The sequence below is a fragment of the Paraburkholderia sejongensis genome (assembly GCF_020880815.1).
Classification (GTDB): domain Bacteria; phylum Pseudomonadota; class Gammaproteobacteria; order Burkholderiales; family Burkholderiaceae; genus Paraburkholderia; species Paraburkholderia sejongensis.
Map to the genome: position 1 here is coordinate 314,015 of NZ_JAJITD010000005.1, position 16,030 is coordinate 330,044.

General features: G+C 61.9%; 11 protein-coding genes and 2 pseudogenes. 9 read left to right on the forward strand and 4 right to left on the reverse strand.

The genetic code is table 11. The annotated features are described in order from the left end of the window. The first annotated feature begins 155 nt into the window (after positions 1-155). From dnaN to LJ656_RS12280, 4 genes and pseudogenes are all read left to right on the forward strand, one after another. Positions 156-1,259 carry a DNA polymerase III subunit beta gene (gene dnaN / locus LJ656_RS12265; protein WP_230509680.1) on the forward strand — a complete coding sequence of 368 codons (1,104 nt, stop codon included), beginning with the start codon at positions 156-158 and terminating at the stop codon, positions 1,257-1,259. Positions 1,260-1,372: 113 nt separating this feature from the next. Beyond that, on the forward strand, positions 1,373-3,844 hold the full coding sequence (gyrB, locus tag LJ656_RS12270) for a DNA topoisomerase (ATP-hydrolyzing) subunit B (protein WP_230509681.1): 2,472 nt from the start codon (positions 1,373-1,375) through the stop codon (positions 3,842-3,844). 258 nt (positions 3,845-4,102) lie between these two features. Then, positions 4,103-5,287 (forward strand): hypothetical protein, encoded by a 1,185-nt coding sequence (locus tag LJ656_RS12275; RefSeq protein WP_230509682.1) that lies wholly within the window; start codon positions 4,103-4,105, stop codon positions 5,285-5,287. 47 nt (positions 5,288-5,334) lie between these two features. Continuing rightward, a pseudogene (locus LJ656_RS12280) lies at positions 5,335-5,541 on the forward strand (transposase); the annotation flags it as partial. On the opposite strand, the pseudogene LJ656_RS12285 reads toward LJ656_RS12280, so the two are convergent. The 3 genes and pseudogenes from LJ656_RS12285 to LJ656_RS12295 form a co-directional block, all read right to left on the reverse strand. Further along, positions 5,541-5,984: pseudogene (locus LJ656_RS12285) on the reverse strand (recombinase family protein); the annotation flags it as partial. The pseudogenes LJ656_RS12280 and LJ656_RS12285 overlap by 1 nt on opposite strands. Before the next feature lie 168 nt (positions 5,985-6,152). Further along, positions 6,153-6,596, reverse strand: coding sequence for a hypothetical protein (locus tag LJ656_RS12290; RefSeq protein ID WP_230509683.1), 444 nt, complete (start codon positions 6,594-6,596; stop codon positions 6,153-6,155). 1,123 nt (positions 6,597-7,719) lie between these two features. Then, positions 7,720-8,376, reverse strand: coding sequence for an AraC family transcriptional regulator (locus LJ656_RS12295; RefSeq protein ID WP_230509684.1), 657 nt, complete (start codon positions 8,374-8,376; stop codon positions 7,720-7,722). 467 nt (positions 8,377-8,843) lie between these two features. On the opposite strand from LJ656_RS12295, the gene LJ656_RS12300 reads away from it, so the two are divergent. Further along, positions 8,844-10,238, forward strand: coding sequence for an ethanolamine ammonia-lyase subunit EutB (locus tag LJ656_RS12300; protein WP_230509685.1), 1,395 nt, complete (start codon positions 8,844-8,846; stop codon positions 10,236-10,238). Further along, entirely contained in the window at positions 10,235-11,053 is an 819-nt protein-coding gene (gene eutC / locus LJ656_RS12305; protein ID WP_230509686.1) for an ethanolamine ammonia-lyase subunit EutC, read from the forward strand. Before LJ656_RS12300 ends, eutC begins: the two co-directional genes overlap by 4 nt. Positions 11,054-11,066: 13 nt before the next feature. On the opposite strand, the gene LJ656_RS12310 is transcribed toward eutC, so the two are convergent. After that, the gene (locus LJ656_RS12310) at positions 11,067-13,460 is read right to left on the reverse strand and encodes a heavy metal translocating P-type ATPase (protein WP_230509687.1); all 2,394 of its coding nucleotides are present in this window, start codon (positions 13,458-13,460) and stop codon (positions 11,067-11,069) included. Between the two features lie 80 nt (positions 13,461-13,540). On the opposite strand from LJ656_RS12310, the gene cadR reads away from it, so the two are divergent. The 3 genes from cadR to dbpA all read left to right on the forward strand — a co-directional run bounded on the left by cadR (position 13,541) and on the right by dbpA (position 15,791). Then, entirely contained in the window at positions 13,541-13,972 is a 432-nt protein-coding gene (gene cadR, locus LJ656_RS12315; RefSeq protein ID WP_230509688.1) for a Cd(II)/Pb(II)-responsive transcriptional regulator, read from the forward strand. 180 nt (positions 13,973-14,152) lie between these two features. Beyond that, positions 14,153-14,353 (forward strand): hypothetical protein, encoded by a 201-nt coding sequence (locus LJ656_RS12320; protein WP_075294746.1) that lies wholly within the window; start codon positions 14,153-14,155, stop codon positions 14,351-14,353. 22 nt (positions 14,354-14,375) lie between these two features. After that, positions 14,376-15,791 carry an ATP-dependent RNA helicase DbpA gene (dbpA, locus tag LJ656_RS12325; protein ID WP_230509689.1) on the forward strand — a complete coding sequence of 472 codons (1,416 nt, stop codon included), beginning with the start codon at positions 14,376-14,378 and terminating at the stop codon, positions 15,789-15,791. The last annotated feature ends 239 nt before the right edge of the window (positions 15,792-16,030 follow it).

Below are 16,030 nucleotides of genomic sequence, written 5' to 3' on the forward strand. Positions count from 1 at the left end.
TTTTCAGGCACAATACAGGTTTAACCGCCCGGCGGCCGCGGGCGGATTTTCACGCCGTGTCGGGCGCTAGCGTGGCGCCGGCGGGGAGCCGCGGCTGCACGCTGGAGCGCTTGTCCCGCAAGGCGTGCAGGCCGTTATATCAACGAAGGAACCTTATGCAACTGGTCAAGACCGAACGCGATAACCTCCTCAGGCCGCTGCAAACTGTGAGCGGCATCGTCGAACGCCGCCATACGCTGCCGATCCTCGCCAATTTGCTGATCACCAAGAACGGCCCCGATGTGTCGTTCCTGTCGACCGACCTCGAGTTGCAGATCACCACGCGCGCCGACTTCGGCGTCGGCAACGACTCGGTTGCAACCACGGTGGCGGCCCGCAAGCTCCTCGACATTCTGCGCGCGATGCCCGACGGGCAGGTCACGCTCACGTTGAACGACAAGCGCCTGACCGTGCAGTCCGGCAAGAGCCGCTTCGCGCTCCAAACGCTCGCCGCGGACGAGTTCCCGACCGTCGCACAGGCTAAAGACTACGGCGCGAGCCTCGTGGTTCCGCAAAAGACGTTCCGCCAGCTGCTCGGCATGGTCCATTTCTCGATGGCCCAGCAGGACATCCGCTACTACCTGAACGGCATGCTGCTGGTGGTGGACGGCGACCAGCTGATGGCGGTCGCGACCGACGGCCACCGTCTGGCGTTTTCGTCGATGAAGATCGAAGGCTCGTTCGCGCGCCAGGAAGTGATCATTCCGCGCAAGACGATTCTCGAACTGCAGCGCCTGCTCGAAGACATCGACGACACGCTGAAGATCGACATCGCGCAAACCCAGGTGAAGTTCACGTTCGGCCAGGTCGAACTGGTCTCGAAGCTCGTGGAAGGCAAGTTCCCCGACTTCCAGCGCGTGATTCCGAAGTCGCACAAGAACAAATTCCTGATTGGCCGCGAAGAACTGCAGCGCTCGCTGCAACGCGCGGCGATTCTGACCTCGGACAAATTCAAGGGCGTGCGCTGCATCGTCGAGCCGGGCCAGTTGAAGATCATGTCGACCAACGCCGATCAGGAAGAGGCGCAGGAAGAACTGGAAATCGCGTACGACGGCGACAGCGTCGATATCGGGTTCAACGTCACGTACCTGCTCGACGTGCTCGCGAACCTGAAGGTCGACATGCTGCAAGTGAGCCTTGGCGACGCCAGCTCCAGCGCACTGATCACGATTCCCGAGAACGATGAATTCAAATACGTGGTGATGCCGATGCGCATCTGACGCGTCTATCACCAAGAAAAACACCAAGGGGCGCAGCGCCCCTTTGGCGTTTTTATGGCGTTTTGAAAAGTCCAGAGCAGCAACTTCGCAGTAATGCAGAACCGGAAAAATCCATGACTGAAACGAACAATACGCAGCCCGATAACAGCTACGGCGCCTCGTCCATTCAGATCCTCGAAGGTCTGGAGGCGGTGCGCAAGCGTCCTGGGATGTACATCGGGGATACATCGGATGGCACCGGTTTGCACCACCTCGTGTTCGAAGTGCTCGACAACTCGATCGACGAAGCGCTCGCCGGGCATTGCAACGACATCCAGGTGATCATCCACGCGGACAACTCGATCTCGATCACCGACAACGGCCGCGGCGTGCCGACCGGCCTGAAGATGGACGACAAGCACGATCCGAAGCGCAGCGCCGCCGAAATCGTGATGACCGAGCTGCACGCCGGTGGCAAGTTCGACCAGAACAGCTACAAGGTATCGGGCGGCCTGCACGGCGTGGGCGTGTCGTGCGTGAACGCGCTGTCCGCGTGGTTGCGCCTGACTGTGCGCCGCGACGGCAAGAAGCACTTCATGGAATTTCACCGTGGCGTGCCGCAGAACCGCGTGCTCGAAGAGATCGACGGCGTGATGACCTCGCCGATGCTGGTGACCGGCGACACCGAAAACCGCGGCACCGAAGTGCATTTCATGGCCGACGAGACGATCTTCGGCAACGTCGAATACCACTACGACATTCTGGCGAAGCGGATTCGCGAACTGTCGTTCCTCAATAACGGCGTGCGGATCCGTTTGCTGGATCAGCGCTCGGGCAAGGAAGAGGATTTCGCGTTCGTCGGCGGCGTAAAGGGCTTTGTCGAGTACATCAACAAGAACAAGACCGTGCTGCACCCAACTATTTTCCACATCATCGGCGAGAAAGACGGCGTCGGCGTGGAAGTGGCGATGCAGTGGAACGACAGTTACAACGAAAACGTGCTGTGCTTCACCAACAACATTCCGCAGCGCGACGGCGGCACGCACCTCACCGGTCTGCGGGCGGCGATGACGCGGGTGCTGAACAAGTACATCGCCGATCACGAAGTCGCGAAGAAGGCGAAGGTCGAGACCTCGGGTGACGACATGCGTGAAGGGCTGTCGTGCGTGCTGTCGGTGAAGGTGCCGGAGCCGAAGTTCAGCTCACAGACGAAGGACAAGCTGGTGTCGTCGGAAGTGCGCGCGCCGGTGGAAGAGGTGGTCGCGAAGGCGCTCGAGGAATTCCTGCTCGAAACGCCGAACGACGCGAAAATCATCTGCAGCAAGATCGTCGACGCGGCGCGTGCGCGCGACGCAGCCCGCAAGGCGCGCGAGATGACGCGCCGCAAGGGCGTGCTCGACGGCGTCGGTCTGCCGGGCAAGCTCGCGGACTGCCAGGAGAAGGATCCGGCGAAGTCGGAGATCTATATCGTCGAGGGCGACTCGGCGGGTGGCTCGGCCAAGCAGGGGCGTGACCGGAAGTTTCAGGCGATCCTGCCGCTGCGCGGCAAGGTCCTGAACGTCGAGAAGGCGCGCTACGACAAGCTGCTGTCGTCCGAGCAGATCGTCACGCTGATCACCGCGCTCGGCTGCGGAATCGGCAAGGAAGACTACAACCTCGACAAGCTGCGCTATCACCGCATCATCATCATGACCGATGCTGACGTCGATGGCGCGCACATCCGGACCCTGTTGCTGACGTTCTTCTACCGGCAGATGCCGGAGATGATCGAGCGCGGCTACATCTATATCGCGCAGCCGCCGCTGTACAAGATCAAGGCGGGTAAGGACGAGCGGTATCTGAAGGATGAGTCGGAGGTGAACGCGCATATTCTGCGGCTGGCGCTGCAGGGCTCGGAGCTGGTGTCGGGTGAAGGCGCGACGCCGATTACCGGCGATGCGCTGGGTGAGCTCGCGCGGGCTTATCTGCTGGCGCAGGCGGTGGTGGACCGGTTGAGCCGGCTGTATGACGCGGGTGCGCTCGAGGCGGTGATGGACGGTGTCGCTGTCGACCTGTCCAGCGAGCAGGCGGCCGAGGCTTCGGCTCGCGCGCTCGAGGCGAAGCTGCGGGATGACGCGCTGAAGCCTGAGGTTTACGTTACGACAATGTATGACCCGGTGCGGGAGCTGCGCTCGCTGCGCGTCGCGCGTACGCATCATGGCAATCAGAAGATTTCTGTGATCGATGAAGATTTTCAGTTGACCGCGGATTATCAGCAGCTTGTTAATACGGCTAATACGTTTAAGGGCTTGATTGGGGCTGGGGCTGTTATCAAGCGCGGCGAGCGGAGTATGGCTGTTACCGACTTCAAGAGTGCCATGAAGTGGCTGCTTGCCGATGCTGAGCGGAATATGTCCAAGCAGCGCTATAAGGGTCTCGGTGAGATGAATCCTGAGCAGCTTTGGGAAACTACTATGGATCCGACTGTGCGGCGGCTGCTTCGGGTGCAGATTGAGGATGCTATTGCGGCTGATGGGATTTTCACCACCCTTATGGGGGATGATGTGGAGCCGCGGCGGGCTTTCATTGAGTCGAATGCGCTTAGGGCGGGGAATATTGATGTTTGAGGGTAGTTGTAGATAGCCGCATAACCTGAGAAAAAAAGACCCATAAGTTGAGAAACTTATGGGTCTTTTTTGTTAATAGCCCGGACCCATGAAAGAGTCGGCGAGGTGGTCGGTGTCTGATAGTCTTGGAGGATGGTGACCACGGGCCGATGACTGGCGGGTAATCAGCTTCATGACAAGAACGGGCGAATACAAGGCACGACCCCGAGCGCAGCGGCCGCACTGTTGACGAGTCGGTCAAGAACGGAGGTACTGGCGATGTTTGACTATCTGCGCGATTTCCCCATACCAGCCGAACTTCTACCACGTCGGCTTCACGACCTGCTGACGGCCGTGGGCACTGGCCACGGGGTGAGAGTCGACGTGTGCCAGACATACGACCATGACCCTCACGGACCGAACCGCGAATACCTTCATATGCTCATGGCGGCTGTCGACGACGATGGGCAAGCCTTGCCGTTCATCGATAACAGTGAAGGCGTGGTCGCACATTCGGTCCCAGTGCTCCGTGAAAAAGGGGCATCCAGGAATTATTCGCCAAGCCTCGATGGCCACGACTACATTATCGCCGCGTGGGGGAGTGGGTCGTTTTACTCCTACAACCTTGCGGAAAAAGTGTGGATGATGCTGGGTCTGACGCCGAGATGCATCGGAAACGACACCCAGCGGCTTGTCTACGATGACCTCGGCGTCCCGGAGATTGCCGTCGCGGAAGGGGAGGTGTCGGGACGCTATCACTGGGAGTCCTCTCGGGACATCAAGTGGAGCATGTCCAATGAGTATCTGCGCAAGTATTTGTGGATGCGCGGGAAACGGGGGGTGCGCGTGTTTTTTTACGAGGCGGTTGTAGAGGACCGTCGCGAACTACGCGACCTGATGGATGGCGAGCAATACGTTGACATCAACCAGGAGGGAGGTTGGTATAGCGCCGATCATACATGGACGACCGCCATTGATTTTCCAACGGGAAGAATTTGCTTGCAGGCTTACTCCCCATATCCAGACACCGATTGGATCAGAAATTGGAAGGAAGCCAAGGGTGAGAATCTGACGAAGTTGATTCCATCAATCGTTCGCGAACTGGCGCAAGGAGCTACCGAGATTGCTCGGCTTGTTGCGGAGGCAGAAGTCCGAGCAGAAGCACAAAGAAGAGAGTGGGAAGTCGAGCGGCAAAAGCGACTAAAGGAGGAGGCTGAACGCCGGGCGGCGACTGCCTTGAAAGAAAGCAAGGCAGATCTGTTGCAGTTCATTGCTCGGTGGGCTGAGGCACGCAACATTGAACAGTTTCTTGCCGACGTAGAGAAGGACTTGTCAAAATTCGATCCTGCGGTCCGAGAGACTTTGAGTGACCGTCTTCGGGCCGCTCGGGAATTGTTCGACGAGGGATCAGCTCTTGAGCATCTCAAGCGCTGGAAAACTCCCCAGGAGCGTTTGGAGGAGTGATGCCGCGCGCGTGCCCGGTCGAAACTTCCGCAAGCCTGACTCAGGCCAAAACAGGACCGAATCCCACAGACCGCGCGCGACCCGGTTCAAAGCACGATCTCATCACCGAAGCGCAGGGCACCCCGCTCGCGGTGACTCTGACAGGCGCCCACCGCAACGACGTTACTCACCTTCAAGCGCTGGTCGAGCTAATTCCGCCAATTCGCGGCAAGCCACTATCAAAGCCTCGGGTCGTTCAGGGCGACAGAGGCTACTCGCCAGCCATTGCCCGCTTCACCCCTTTCACGATAGTCGAGACAGGTGAGCCGTCGTTCTCGAACTGCTCGGCGCAGTACGCCACCTGGATGCCTGCGCGGCGGCAAATGTACTCGTAATACGCGCTCTCGTCGGCATCCTGGAATCGCCCCCAGCGACTCACGTCATAGACGAGGATTACGGAGAAATCGGCTTTGCCGTTGGCAACATCGGAGATGAGATTCTGGAGGGCGTGGCGACCGTCGATGCGAAGACCGCTTTTTCCCTCATCGGCATAGGTGCGGACGATTTCGAATCCGCGGCGAAATGCGTAGTCCCGAATCCGGTCGTGTTGGTTCTCGGTCGAATACTGCTGATGTTCGGTTGACATGCGGACGTACTCAGCTGCCCGTCCGGCCAGGGAGCTGGCTACGACTGCTGCACCCGCGTTGTTGAATGACATTCTCCGCTCCGCAACTCAGACCCAGACACGCGGCAGGCACCGGGCGCAAGGGGAGCCCCAAACGCGAACGCCGCGGTTTCACATCCGGCGGTAGCGTTCCAAAGCGAGCGGTGACAAGGCAAAGGTAGCAGGCCCGAAGCCAATGTCCATCACGTCATCTCTTTGCAATCATATGCGCGGCGCTGCCGGCGCAGACAGGACGGCGATGTGGACGGTCCACGCGTCCATTTTTGCAGCGCCGGCATCATCCGCGTGGCACATCACGTAGAAGCCAGAGCCCAGTGGGCGAGGGAGCCCGATGACATCCATCTTTGCAATCGGCTTGAACGTGCGTCGCGCGTTGCGCGTCCGCTGCAGGCTGCTGTTGCGCTCCCGATACGCTGGATGCGCGTCCCGATATTCGCGCCAGTAGCCAGAGTGTCCCGCGCGCCATCTCGCCTGAGCCCGGGCCTGGTTGTCGCGGTAGTCGCTGTCGATGCGGAGCCGGTGGTTCTGCCAGTCGCGCCGGCGAGCACGCTGGCAGGCGTCCATCGAGCAGTAGCGCTGATGTGGGACATGCGGCAGCGGCACGAACGCGTTGCCACATGAAAGACAAAGGCGGGTCGGTTTCATGGGTCCCTCCGCGCGGGGTGCATGAGCTGAGGGCGGATGCCACGACGAGTTAGCGAAATCATCGGCTGGAGACGGCCATGAAGGGAGACGACTCAGTAACTACTTCGCTAAACCGCGACGCCCGCGGTTTCCTGGGGCGCGACAGTCCTCTTACTCATCTTTGTATTCTCCCCGATGCGGGCTTCCCGCCCACGCCCTGATGGGCGATGGTGATGGGAGATTTCCGTCAGGACGGTCCCAGACGATTATCAGGTTCGACGGCGAGGAAAAAAATCTCACCCGTTGGTTCTAAAAGTCTCACCCGTTGCTTCTCAAGACGGGCGGAGCCTTGTCTGGCGGGACCAAAAATCTCGCATTATGAGTCTCGCTACAGTAGTTGGCGCCGAGGAATGCAGCTGAGACCTTGAGGAACTTGTGGATCACGTCACGCCAGACAGACGCAGTTGGTTGGCGTCCTCGCTCTTGCAAATCAGCGCGGCAAGCACATTGCGCACAACCATCCGCTGCTGCACCGGCATCCGCGCCACAGTTTGAAACCTTCGTCGCCACGGTTCATTACCAGATTGGCTGACACCGAATTCCTTTCGCAACAAAGCCCAACGTCTGCGAAATTGCACGTCAAAAACCAAGGGCGCGAATCAACAAGATACCACTGTAGGTATCGCAAAAAGCCCTATTTCAAGGGCTTAAATCAATGTTTTCACTCAAAACTTTGCCGACCACCACAGTGCGGCGTCACGACCCAACAGCAACTCAAATCACCCGCCGTCGCCCCCAAGTTATCCACACCCCCCTCTTAATAACTCCTGTAAAACAGCCCCAACAAATTGTGGGCGAAACCTGAACAAATCCGGCGCGTATACCAACCGCCCCAAAATTCTCCCAGGCTCCGCCTCTCTGTCCGCTCACGTTCCCAAGGGTTATCGATTCGGCAGCTTGTTGATCTGCAAACGAACTTCGAAGTTATCCACAGACAACAGGGCGCCTTGTTAACTATTACTACGTATACGTATACAAAGAATATAAAAACCAGAGGCAGCGTTAACGTCCCGCGCAACGTATACGCACGCATCGCCCCAAACAACAACCCAGGCAACCAAGAAAAAGCGAGCAAGCACCCGCGTCAACCCAACGGCAAACAAATCTCCGTAACCAGCTCCGCAGACGCCGTCTCCTTCGGATCATTCAAATACTCTTCAAACGCCGGCGCATCCGCCGCTTCCCGTCCGGACTGCACAAGCCACGTCCCATACAACCACTCATAAGCCGCCGGCAAATCGCTATACGGCCCGACGTGCCGCAACACCGCATACTCCCCACCGCGTATACGCGTCACCGAAACCCCATCGCGAGCGTTAACCGCCACGGCCGATCGAACCTCATCCATCACCCGCCCCGGCAACAACACCGCCGCCTTCGACCTCAACTTCTGCTCCTCGACCACCCCCGGATCATCGAAGAACAGCCCGATCATCCGCACCTCCCCAGCCAGCAGATTGTGTTTACCGAGCCACCCGAACAACGCATCGAAAGCCTTGCCGATCTGCATATAAGGCCCGACGTGATCGACCGACACCACCTCCATCGGCTCCACAGAGCGAATCGTCACTTCACGCATCATCGACATTTGATCGTCTCCTGAAAGCGCCGGCCGGAACCGGCTATGCGTGCCTTGTCGGCGATACTGCGCCGGCGGCACTCCGTACACCGCGCGAAACGTGCGCGAAAAGGACTGCAAACTGCTGTAGCCCGAGCGCTCGGCGATCTCGGCAATCGGCATCGAACCATTCGCGAGATGCCCGCCGCGCGATTCCGCCGTAAACGCCGCACCGATGAACCGATTCGATCATGACTGGACAGATAAAAATTGGCGCTTGAACATGCAAACAAAGTAGCACGCTCGAGCAAGGCCGCCGTTTACGAAATCGTGCGAACCTCCCGATCCGACCGACCGTCAGCAAACGAAACGAATTGAGCACGCGCTGATGCAGCGAGCACGCGCGGTCCTCACAACCCGAACTGACCGAATCCAGGCAGGCGCAGCGCCGGGGACACCGTAAACCGACACACCGGTAAACCGGCAAACCCTCAGCCCCATGACACCCCCGCCATTCGGCGTTATCGTGTGATCCACACCCAAGCACGGAAGCTCAGAAGCGCCCAAGCACAGAAAGAAGCCCACCCAGTCCCCAACCCACCCCCAGTCCCCATTCCCCCGCGTCCCCGCGAAGCAATGGAGCCGCAAACATGAGCTACACCGAGTCGATCGGCAGCCGCACCTACCGCTTCGCCGATCTGAAGACCCTGCTGGCGAAGGCCAGTCCGCCGCGTTCCGGCGATCAGCTCGCGGGCATCGCCTCGGCGACTGAAGAAGAACGCGTCGCCGCGAAGATGGCGCTTGCCGAGGTCCCGCTGCGCACCTTCCTGAACGAAGCGCTGATCCCCTACGAGAGCGATGAAGTCACCCGCCTGATCATCGACGATCACTCGCCCCAGGCGTTCGCCGAAATCGCGCATCTGACCGTCGGCGAGTTCCGCAACTGGCTGCTGAGCAGCTCGACCGACACCGACGCACTCACCCGCATCACCCAGGGCCTCACGCCGGAAATGGTCGCGGCGGTCTCGAAGCTGATGCGCAACCAGGACCTGATCGCGGCCGCGCGTAAACGTCCGGTGATCACACGCTTTCGCAACACGGTTGGCATGCCGGGGCGCATGTCGGTGCGTCTGCAGCCGAATCATCCGACCGACGACGTCAAAGGCATCGCCGCGTCGATGCTCGACGGCCTGATGTACGGCTGCGGCGACGCGCTGATCGGCATCAATCCCGCGAGCGACAATCTCGCCGCGATCACGAAGCTGCTGCTGATGATCGACGAATTCCGCCAGCGCTATCAGGTGCCGACGCAATCGTGCGTGCTCACCCACGTGACGAGCACGCTCGCCGCGATCGAAAAAGGCGCGCCGGTCGATCTGGTGTTTCAGTCGATCGCGGGCACCGAGAAAGCGAACGCGAGCTTCGGCATTTCGCTGGCACTCCTGAAGGAAGCGCACGAGGCGGGGTTGTCGCTCAAGCGCGGCAGCGTCGGCGACAACCTGATGTATTTCGAAACGGGGCAGGGCAGCGCGTTGTCGGCGGATGCGCATTTCGGCGTCGATCAGCAGACCTGCGAGGCGCGCGCGTATGCGGTCGCGCGCAAGTTCAAGCCGTTTCTGGTGAACACGGTGGTCGGTTTCATCGGCCCCGAGTATCTGTATGACGGCAAGCAGATCAGCCGCGCGGGTCTCGAGGATCACTTCTGCGGCAAGCTGCTCGGCGTGCCGATGGGCTGCGATATCTGCTACACCAACCACGCGGAAGCGGATCAGGACGATATGGACAATCTGCTGACGCTGCTCGGCGTCGCGGGCGTCAATTTCATCATGGGCGTGCCCGGTGCCGACGACGTGATGCTCAACTATCAAAGCACCTCGTTCCATGACGCGCTGTACGTGCGCGACGTGCTCGGCTTGCGGCGCGCGCCCGAGTTCGAGGAATGGCTGGAGTCGATGCGGATCATCGATGCCAACGGCGCGTTGCTCGGCGCATCCGCGCAGCAACCGCTGCTCGAAGGCGCGCAAGACTGGATGGGCATCGCATGAACGACTCGCTCGATAAAGATCCGTGGAACGCGCTGCGGCGGTTTACCAAGGCGCGGATCGCACTGGGCCGCGCGGGCAATAGTCTGCCGACCGCGCCGTTGCTCGCGTTCGATCTCGCGCATGCGCAGGCGCGCGACGCGGTGCATCATCCGCTCGATGCTCAGGCGCTGCACGAAGCGTTACGGGCGCAAGGGTTCGAATCGATCGACGTGCATAGCGCGGCGCCGGATCGTGAGCATTATTTGCGGCGGCCGGATCTGGGGCGGCGGCTGTCGGACGAGAGCCGCCAGGCGCTCGCACAAAGGCAAACGTCTGGGGACGCCAACGATGTGGTGTTCGTGATTGGCGATGGTCTGTCGGCGTTCGCTGCATCGAAGCAGGCGACTCCGTTGCTGCTGGCAGTGCGGCCGAAACTCAGCGATTGGAACATCGGCCCGGTGATAGTCGCGAGGCAGGCGCGCGTCGCGCTCGGCGATGAAATCGGCGAATTGCTGAACGCGAAGATCGTCGTGATGCTGATCGGCGAGCGGCCCGGTTTGAGTTCGCCGGATAGCCTGGGCATCTACATCACGTACGCGCCGAAAACGGGTTGTAGCGACGCGCAGCGCAACTGCATTTCGAACGTGCGTCCCGAAGGGCTCGACTATCCGTTGGCCGCGCACAAGCTGCACTATCTGCTTACGCAGGCGCGCAAGCTAGGGCTCACCGGTGTCGGCTTGAAAGACGATAGCGACGCGTTGCTGGAAAGCGTCTCGACAACACCGGCGTTGGACAGCGAGCCGCCGGCTCCAGACGCGAAGAAGGCGACGCCGTAAACGTCGCCCGCGTTTACTTCCGCAACAACCTCAACCCATTGCCCACTACCAGCAAACTCGCGCCGACATCCGCAAACACCGCCATCCACATCGTGCCGAGGCCCATCAGCGTCAGCACGAGAAACACGCTCTTGATTCCGAGCGCGAGGGCGATGTTCTGCACCAGCACCGCATGCGTCGCTTTCGAGAGCCGGATGAACGCTGGGACCTTGCGCAGGTCGTCGTCCATCAGCGCGACGTCGGCGGTTTCGATCGCGGTACCGGTGCCCATCGCGCCCATCGCGAAGCCGATGTCGGCGCGCGCGAGCGCGGGCGCATCGTTGATGCCGTCGCCGACCATCCCGACCGTCGCGCCATCGGCCGACCATCCAGCCACGACCTCGAGTTTGTCTTCCGGCAACTGATCGCCGCGCGCTTCATCGACACCGACCTGCCGCGCGATCGCGTCGGCGGTGTGGCGGTTGTCGCCGGTCAGCATCGCGGTGCCGACGCCGAGCCGGCGCAACTCGGCGACCGCGGCGCGGCTCGTATCCTTCACCGTGTCGGCGACCGCGAACAGCGCCAGAACGCGTTGCGCGTCGGCGAGCATCACGACGGTTTGGCCTTGCTGTTCGAGCGCATCGAGGCGCGTTTCGAGTTGCGGCGAGCAGCGGCCGAGTTCTTCGATTAGCCGATGATTGCCGAGCCAGTAGCCAGTGCCGTCGATGTCGCCGCGCACGCCGCGGCCCGCCAACGCTTCGAATGCATCGACGTGCAGGTGTTCGATGCCGTCGTTGTCGGCGGCTGTTGCGATCGCCATCGATACCGGATGATCGGAGCGGCCCGCGAGGCTGGCGGCGAGCGTGCGGTAGTTATCCGCCTCCGCACCTGCGCCAGCAGCAACCTCAACCACCTCGAATCCCACCAACACCGGCTTGCCATGCGTAATCGTCCCGGTCTTATCGAGCGCGAGCCGGCTCAGCTTGCGGCCCTGTTCGAGGTAAACGCCGCCCTTGATCAGAATCCCCTTGCGCGCGGCGGCCGCAAGCCCGCTGACGATCGTCACCGGCGTCGAAATCACCAGCGCGCACGGACACGCGATCACCAGCAGCACCAGCGCCTTGTAGACCCATTCATGCCACGCCCCGCCGAACAGCAGCGGCGGCAGCAACGCAACCGCGAGCGCGACCGCAAACACGATCGGCGTATAAACGCGCGCGAATTGATCGACGAAGCGCTGCGTCGGCGCCTTCGACCCCTGCGCTTCCTCGACCGCGTGAATGATCCGCGCGAGCGTCGTATTGCCCGCCGCGGCCGTCACCCGATAGTCGAACGAGCCGCTCTGGTTGATCGTGCCGGCGAACACGGCGTCGCCGACGGCTTTATCGATCGGCAGACTTTCGCCGGTGATCGGCGCCTGATCGACGCTCGACCGGCCCGCGACGATCTCGCCATCGAGCGCGATCCGCTCGCCCGGCTTCACACGAACCAGCGCGCCGGGCGGGACCGTATCGACCCGCACGGATGACCACGCGCCGTCGCGCTGCTGCACGCTCGCGTGTTCAGGCGTGAGCCGCATCAGCCCTTCGATCGCATTGCGCGCGCGGTCGAGCGATTTCGCCTCGATCAATTCGGCGATCGTGAACAGCACCATCACCATCGCCGCTTCGGGCCACTGGCCGAGCAGCGCCGCGCCGGTCACCGCGATGCTCATCAACGCGTTGATGTTCAAATTCAGGTTGCGCAGCGCGAGCCAACCTTTGCGATAGGTCGTGAGCCCGCAGGAGGCGATCGCGACGATCGCCAGACCCGCGACCACCCAGGCGGGCGCGCCGAGCCAGCCGGCAGCCTCTGAGCCCGCCGCGACGACGGCGGCGACGATCAGCGGCCACCACGGCTTCGACGGCGCACTGGAGACGGCGGAGGGCGCGCCGGACGCATCGGCGGTGCCGGTGCCCACTTCGGGTGTGAAGTCGAGCGAGCGTAGCGCGGCCAGCACCGAATCGAGCGCATCGGACGCGTGAACCACGGTCAGCACTCGCTGGATCAGGTTGAAATCCATGCTGCGCACAGCCGGCATGCGGCCGAGCTTCTTGCGGATCAGCGCTTCCTCGGTCGGGCAGTCCATCTGCATGATGCGGATCGCGGTGCGCAGATCGTCGCCGACCGCTTCGGAGCGGGGCAGCGCGAGCGCGATCGGCGCGGCGGAGGAGGCGCCGCAACAGTCGCCCGCGGCGTGGTCGTGGCCGGCGTGGCTGTGGTCGTGGCCGGAGCGGCGGGGTTCGTGGTCACATTGGCCGTGATCGTGGCCCGAATGGCTGTGATCGTGGCCGCAGCCGTGCTCGTGTCCATGCGCGTGACCATCCCCCAGCGCGCAACTTTCCCCCGTTTCCAGGCGTTCAACTTCGGGGCGGCGAACATCAGGCATAGTGGCTTCCTCGTGCAATTTGTGGTCTAGTAAACACCTTGAAGCCACTACAAGGTCAAGGCCGCGTGGAGGAAAGGTTTATGAAGATCGGCGAACTGGCGAAAATCGCCCATTGCACGACGGAAACCATCCGTTTCTACGAAAAAGAGCGCCTGCTGCCCGAGGCGGAGCGCACCGAAGCCAATTACCGCAGTTACACGGCCAGACACGTCGAGCGCCTGCGTTTCATCCGCAACTGCCGCGCGCTCGACATGACCCACGACGAAATCCGCGCATTGCTGCGTCTGACCGACGCGCCGGAGAACGGCTGCGGCGGCATCAACGCGCTGATCGACGAGCACATCGCTCACGTCGACACGCGCATCGAAGAACTGCAACAGCTGAAAGCGCAACTGACCACGCTGCGCGACCAATGTCACGGCGAGCATCAGGTCGAGGACTGCGGGATCGTCCACGGCCTGACCGACATGGATGTGGCCGTGCCGCGTCCCCGGCATACGCACCTGGGCTGAAGCTGGGCGGGCGTCACCGTGGGCATCGCGAGCCGTGGGCCGCTTTGTGTTCCACCGCGTTCAAGCGCCTGAAGAACTCGTCGGTCCGTGACCTGTAGCAGCAGTTACCCCAAACAAGGCAAGACCGCGCATGCGGCCTTGCCACCCGATTATCGAAAGCATTCCAGTTGGAGAATCAACGTGTTCACCTGTAGAAACCAGTCCTGCGGCGCGCAGTGGGAGCAATCCGACGTCGTCATCAAGAACGAAGGCCAGGGGCTGCTGTTCCGCTGCCCGCTGTGCGGCGCGCGCAATTACGTCGAGCGTTTCGACGGCGACGACGGCGCGGTGCTGTACGAACAGCTGCCCGGTCGCCCCGATCAGGGCCCGATGGCCGAGTAACCGCGCTTCCCGACTAATACCTATGAACAGCCCCTCCACCGGTCCCGCCTCCAGCGGCGCCGCATTCAGCGAACTGCCGCTGCCGCCCGCGACGATCGCGAACCTGACCCAGCTCGGCTACCTCGAGATGACGCCGATCCAGGCCGCGAGCCTGCCGATCGCGCTCGCCGGCCAGGACCTGATCGCCCAGGCGAAAACCGGCAGCGGCAAGACCGCGGCGTTTTCGCTGGCGCTGCTCGCGCGGCTCGATTCGCGCAACTTCGACACCCAGGCGATGGTGCTGTGCCCGACCCGCGAACTCGCCGATCAGGTCACCCAGGAAATCCGCCGACTCGCGCGCGCCGAAGAAAACATCAAGGTGCTGACGCTGTGCGGCGGCACGCCGATGCGTCCACAAACGGCCAGCCTCGAACACGGCGCGCACATCGTGGTCGGCACGCCGGGCCGCATCATGGATCACCTCGAACGCGGCACGCTGGTGCTGCGCTCGCTGAACACGCTGGTGCTCGACGAAGCCGACCGCATGCTCGACATGGGTTTCTTCGACGACATCGCGAAGGTCGCCCGGCAATGCCCGAAAGAGCGTCAGACGCTGCTGTTTTCGGCGACCTATCCCGAAGGCATCGCGAAGCTGAGCCAGCAATTCCTGCGCAATCCGAAGGAAATCAAACTGGCGGAGCGGCACGACAACAGCAAGATCCGTCAGCGCTTCTATGAAGTCAGCGAGGACGAACGTTTGCACGCGGTCGGTCTGCTGCTCGATCACTACCGTCCGGTCAGCACGATCGCGTTCTGCAATACCAAGCAGCAGTGCCGCGATCTGCTCGACGTGCTGCGCGCGCAGGGCTTTCATGCGCTCGCGCTGCATGGCGAGCTCGATCAGCGCGAGCGCGATCAGGTGCTGATCCAGTTCGCGAACCGCAGCTGCTCGGTGCTGGTCGCGACCGATGTCGCCGCGCGCGGCCTCGACATCGCGCAACTCGAAGCGGTGATCAACGTCGACGTGACGCCGGACCCGGAAGTGCACGTGCACCGTATCGGCCGCACCGGTCGCGCCGATCAGGACGGCTGGGCGCTGAGCCTCGCGAGCATGGACGAGATGGGGCGCGTCGGCGCTATCGAGCAGGCGCAGAAGCGCGACGTCGAATGGCACAAGCTCGCCGAGCTGAAAGCGGCCAGCAACGAACCGCTGCTGCCGCCGATGGAAACGCTGCAGATTCTCGGCGGCCGCAAGGACAAGATTCGTCCGGGCGACGTGCTCGGCGCGCTGACCGGCGACGCCGGCTTCGCGGGTTCGCAGATCGGCAAGATCAACGTGACCGATATGTCGACGTACGTCGCGGTGGAACGCAGCATCGCGCGCGAGGCGGTGCGTCGGCTCAGCGCGGGCAAGCTGAAGGGCCGCAAGGTCAAGGTGCGGTTGATGGACGACCTGTGATCGGCGACGGCAAGCCTTGGGTTCCAGCGCTTGCAGCACGATGAACCGTTAAACGGCCGCCCTGTGCGGCCGTTTTCCTTTCCGGTAAAAGCTGCGCATCACATTCCTTCATGCCTTGGCGGTTTGGCGGACTTTCCTGCAGCCCGTTATGTCCGTGCGAATGTTGACCCGGACGGCAAAGCGCGGGGCCAGGCGGCTTCCCGCCAGCCATGAACAAAACGCATGCCGCGCATGACAAA

Bases quoted from the DNA above. Each gene is read 5' to 3' on its own strand.
- dnaN (WP_230509680.1), top strand. From the start codon at position 156: ATGCAACTGGTCAAGACCGAACGCGATAACCTCCTCAGGCCGCTGCAA.
- gyrB (WP_230509681.1), top strand. From the start codon at position 1,373: ATGACTGAAACGAACAATACGCAGCCCGATAACAGCTACGGCGCCTCG.
- LJ656_RS12275 (WP_230509682.1), top strand. From the start codon at position 4,103: ATGTTTGACTATCTGCGCGATTTCCCCATACCAGCCGAACTTCTACCA.
- LJ656_RS12290 (WP_230509683.1), bottom strand. From the start codon at position 6,596: ATGAAACCGACCCGCCTTTGTCTTTCATGTGGCAACGCGTTCGTGCCG.
- LJ656_RS12295 (WP_230509684.1), bottom strand. From the start codon at position 8,376: ATGCCGATTGCCGAGATCGCCGAGCGCTCGGGCTACAGCAGTTTGCAG.
- LJ656_RS12300 (WP_230509685.1), top strand. From the start codon at position 8,844: ATGAGCTACACCGAGTCGATCGGCAGCCGCACCTACCGCTTCGCCGAT.
- eutC (WP_230509686.1), top strand. From the start codon at position 10,235: ATGAACGACTCGCTCGATAAAGATCCGTGGAACGCGCTGCGGCGGTTT.
- LJ656_RS12310 (WP_230509687.1), bottom strand. From the start codon at position 13,460: ATGCCTGATGTTCGCCGCCCCGAAGTTGAACGCCTGGAAACGGGGGAA.
- cadR (WP_230509688.1), top strand. From the start codon at position 13,541: ATGAAGATCGGCGAACTGGCGAAAATCGCCCATTGCACGACGGAAACC.
- dbpA (WP_230509689.1), top strand. From the start codon at position 14,376: ATGAACAGCCCCTCCACCGGTCCCGCCTCCAGCGGCGCCGCATTCAGC.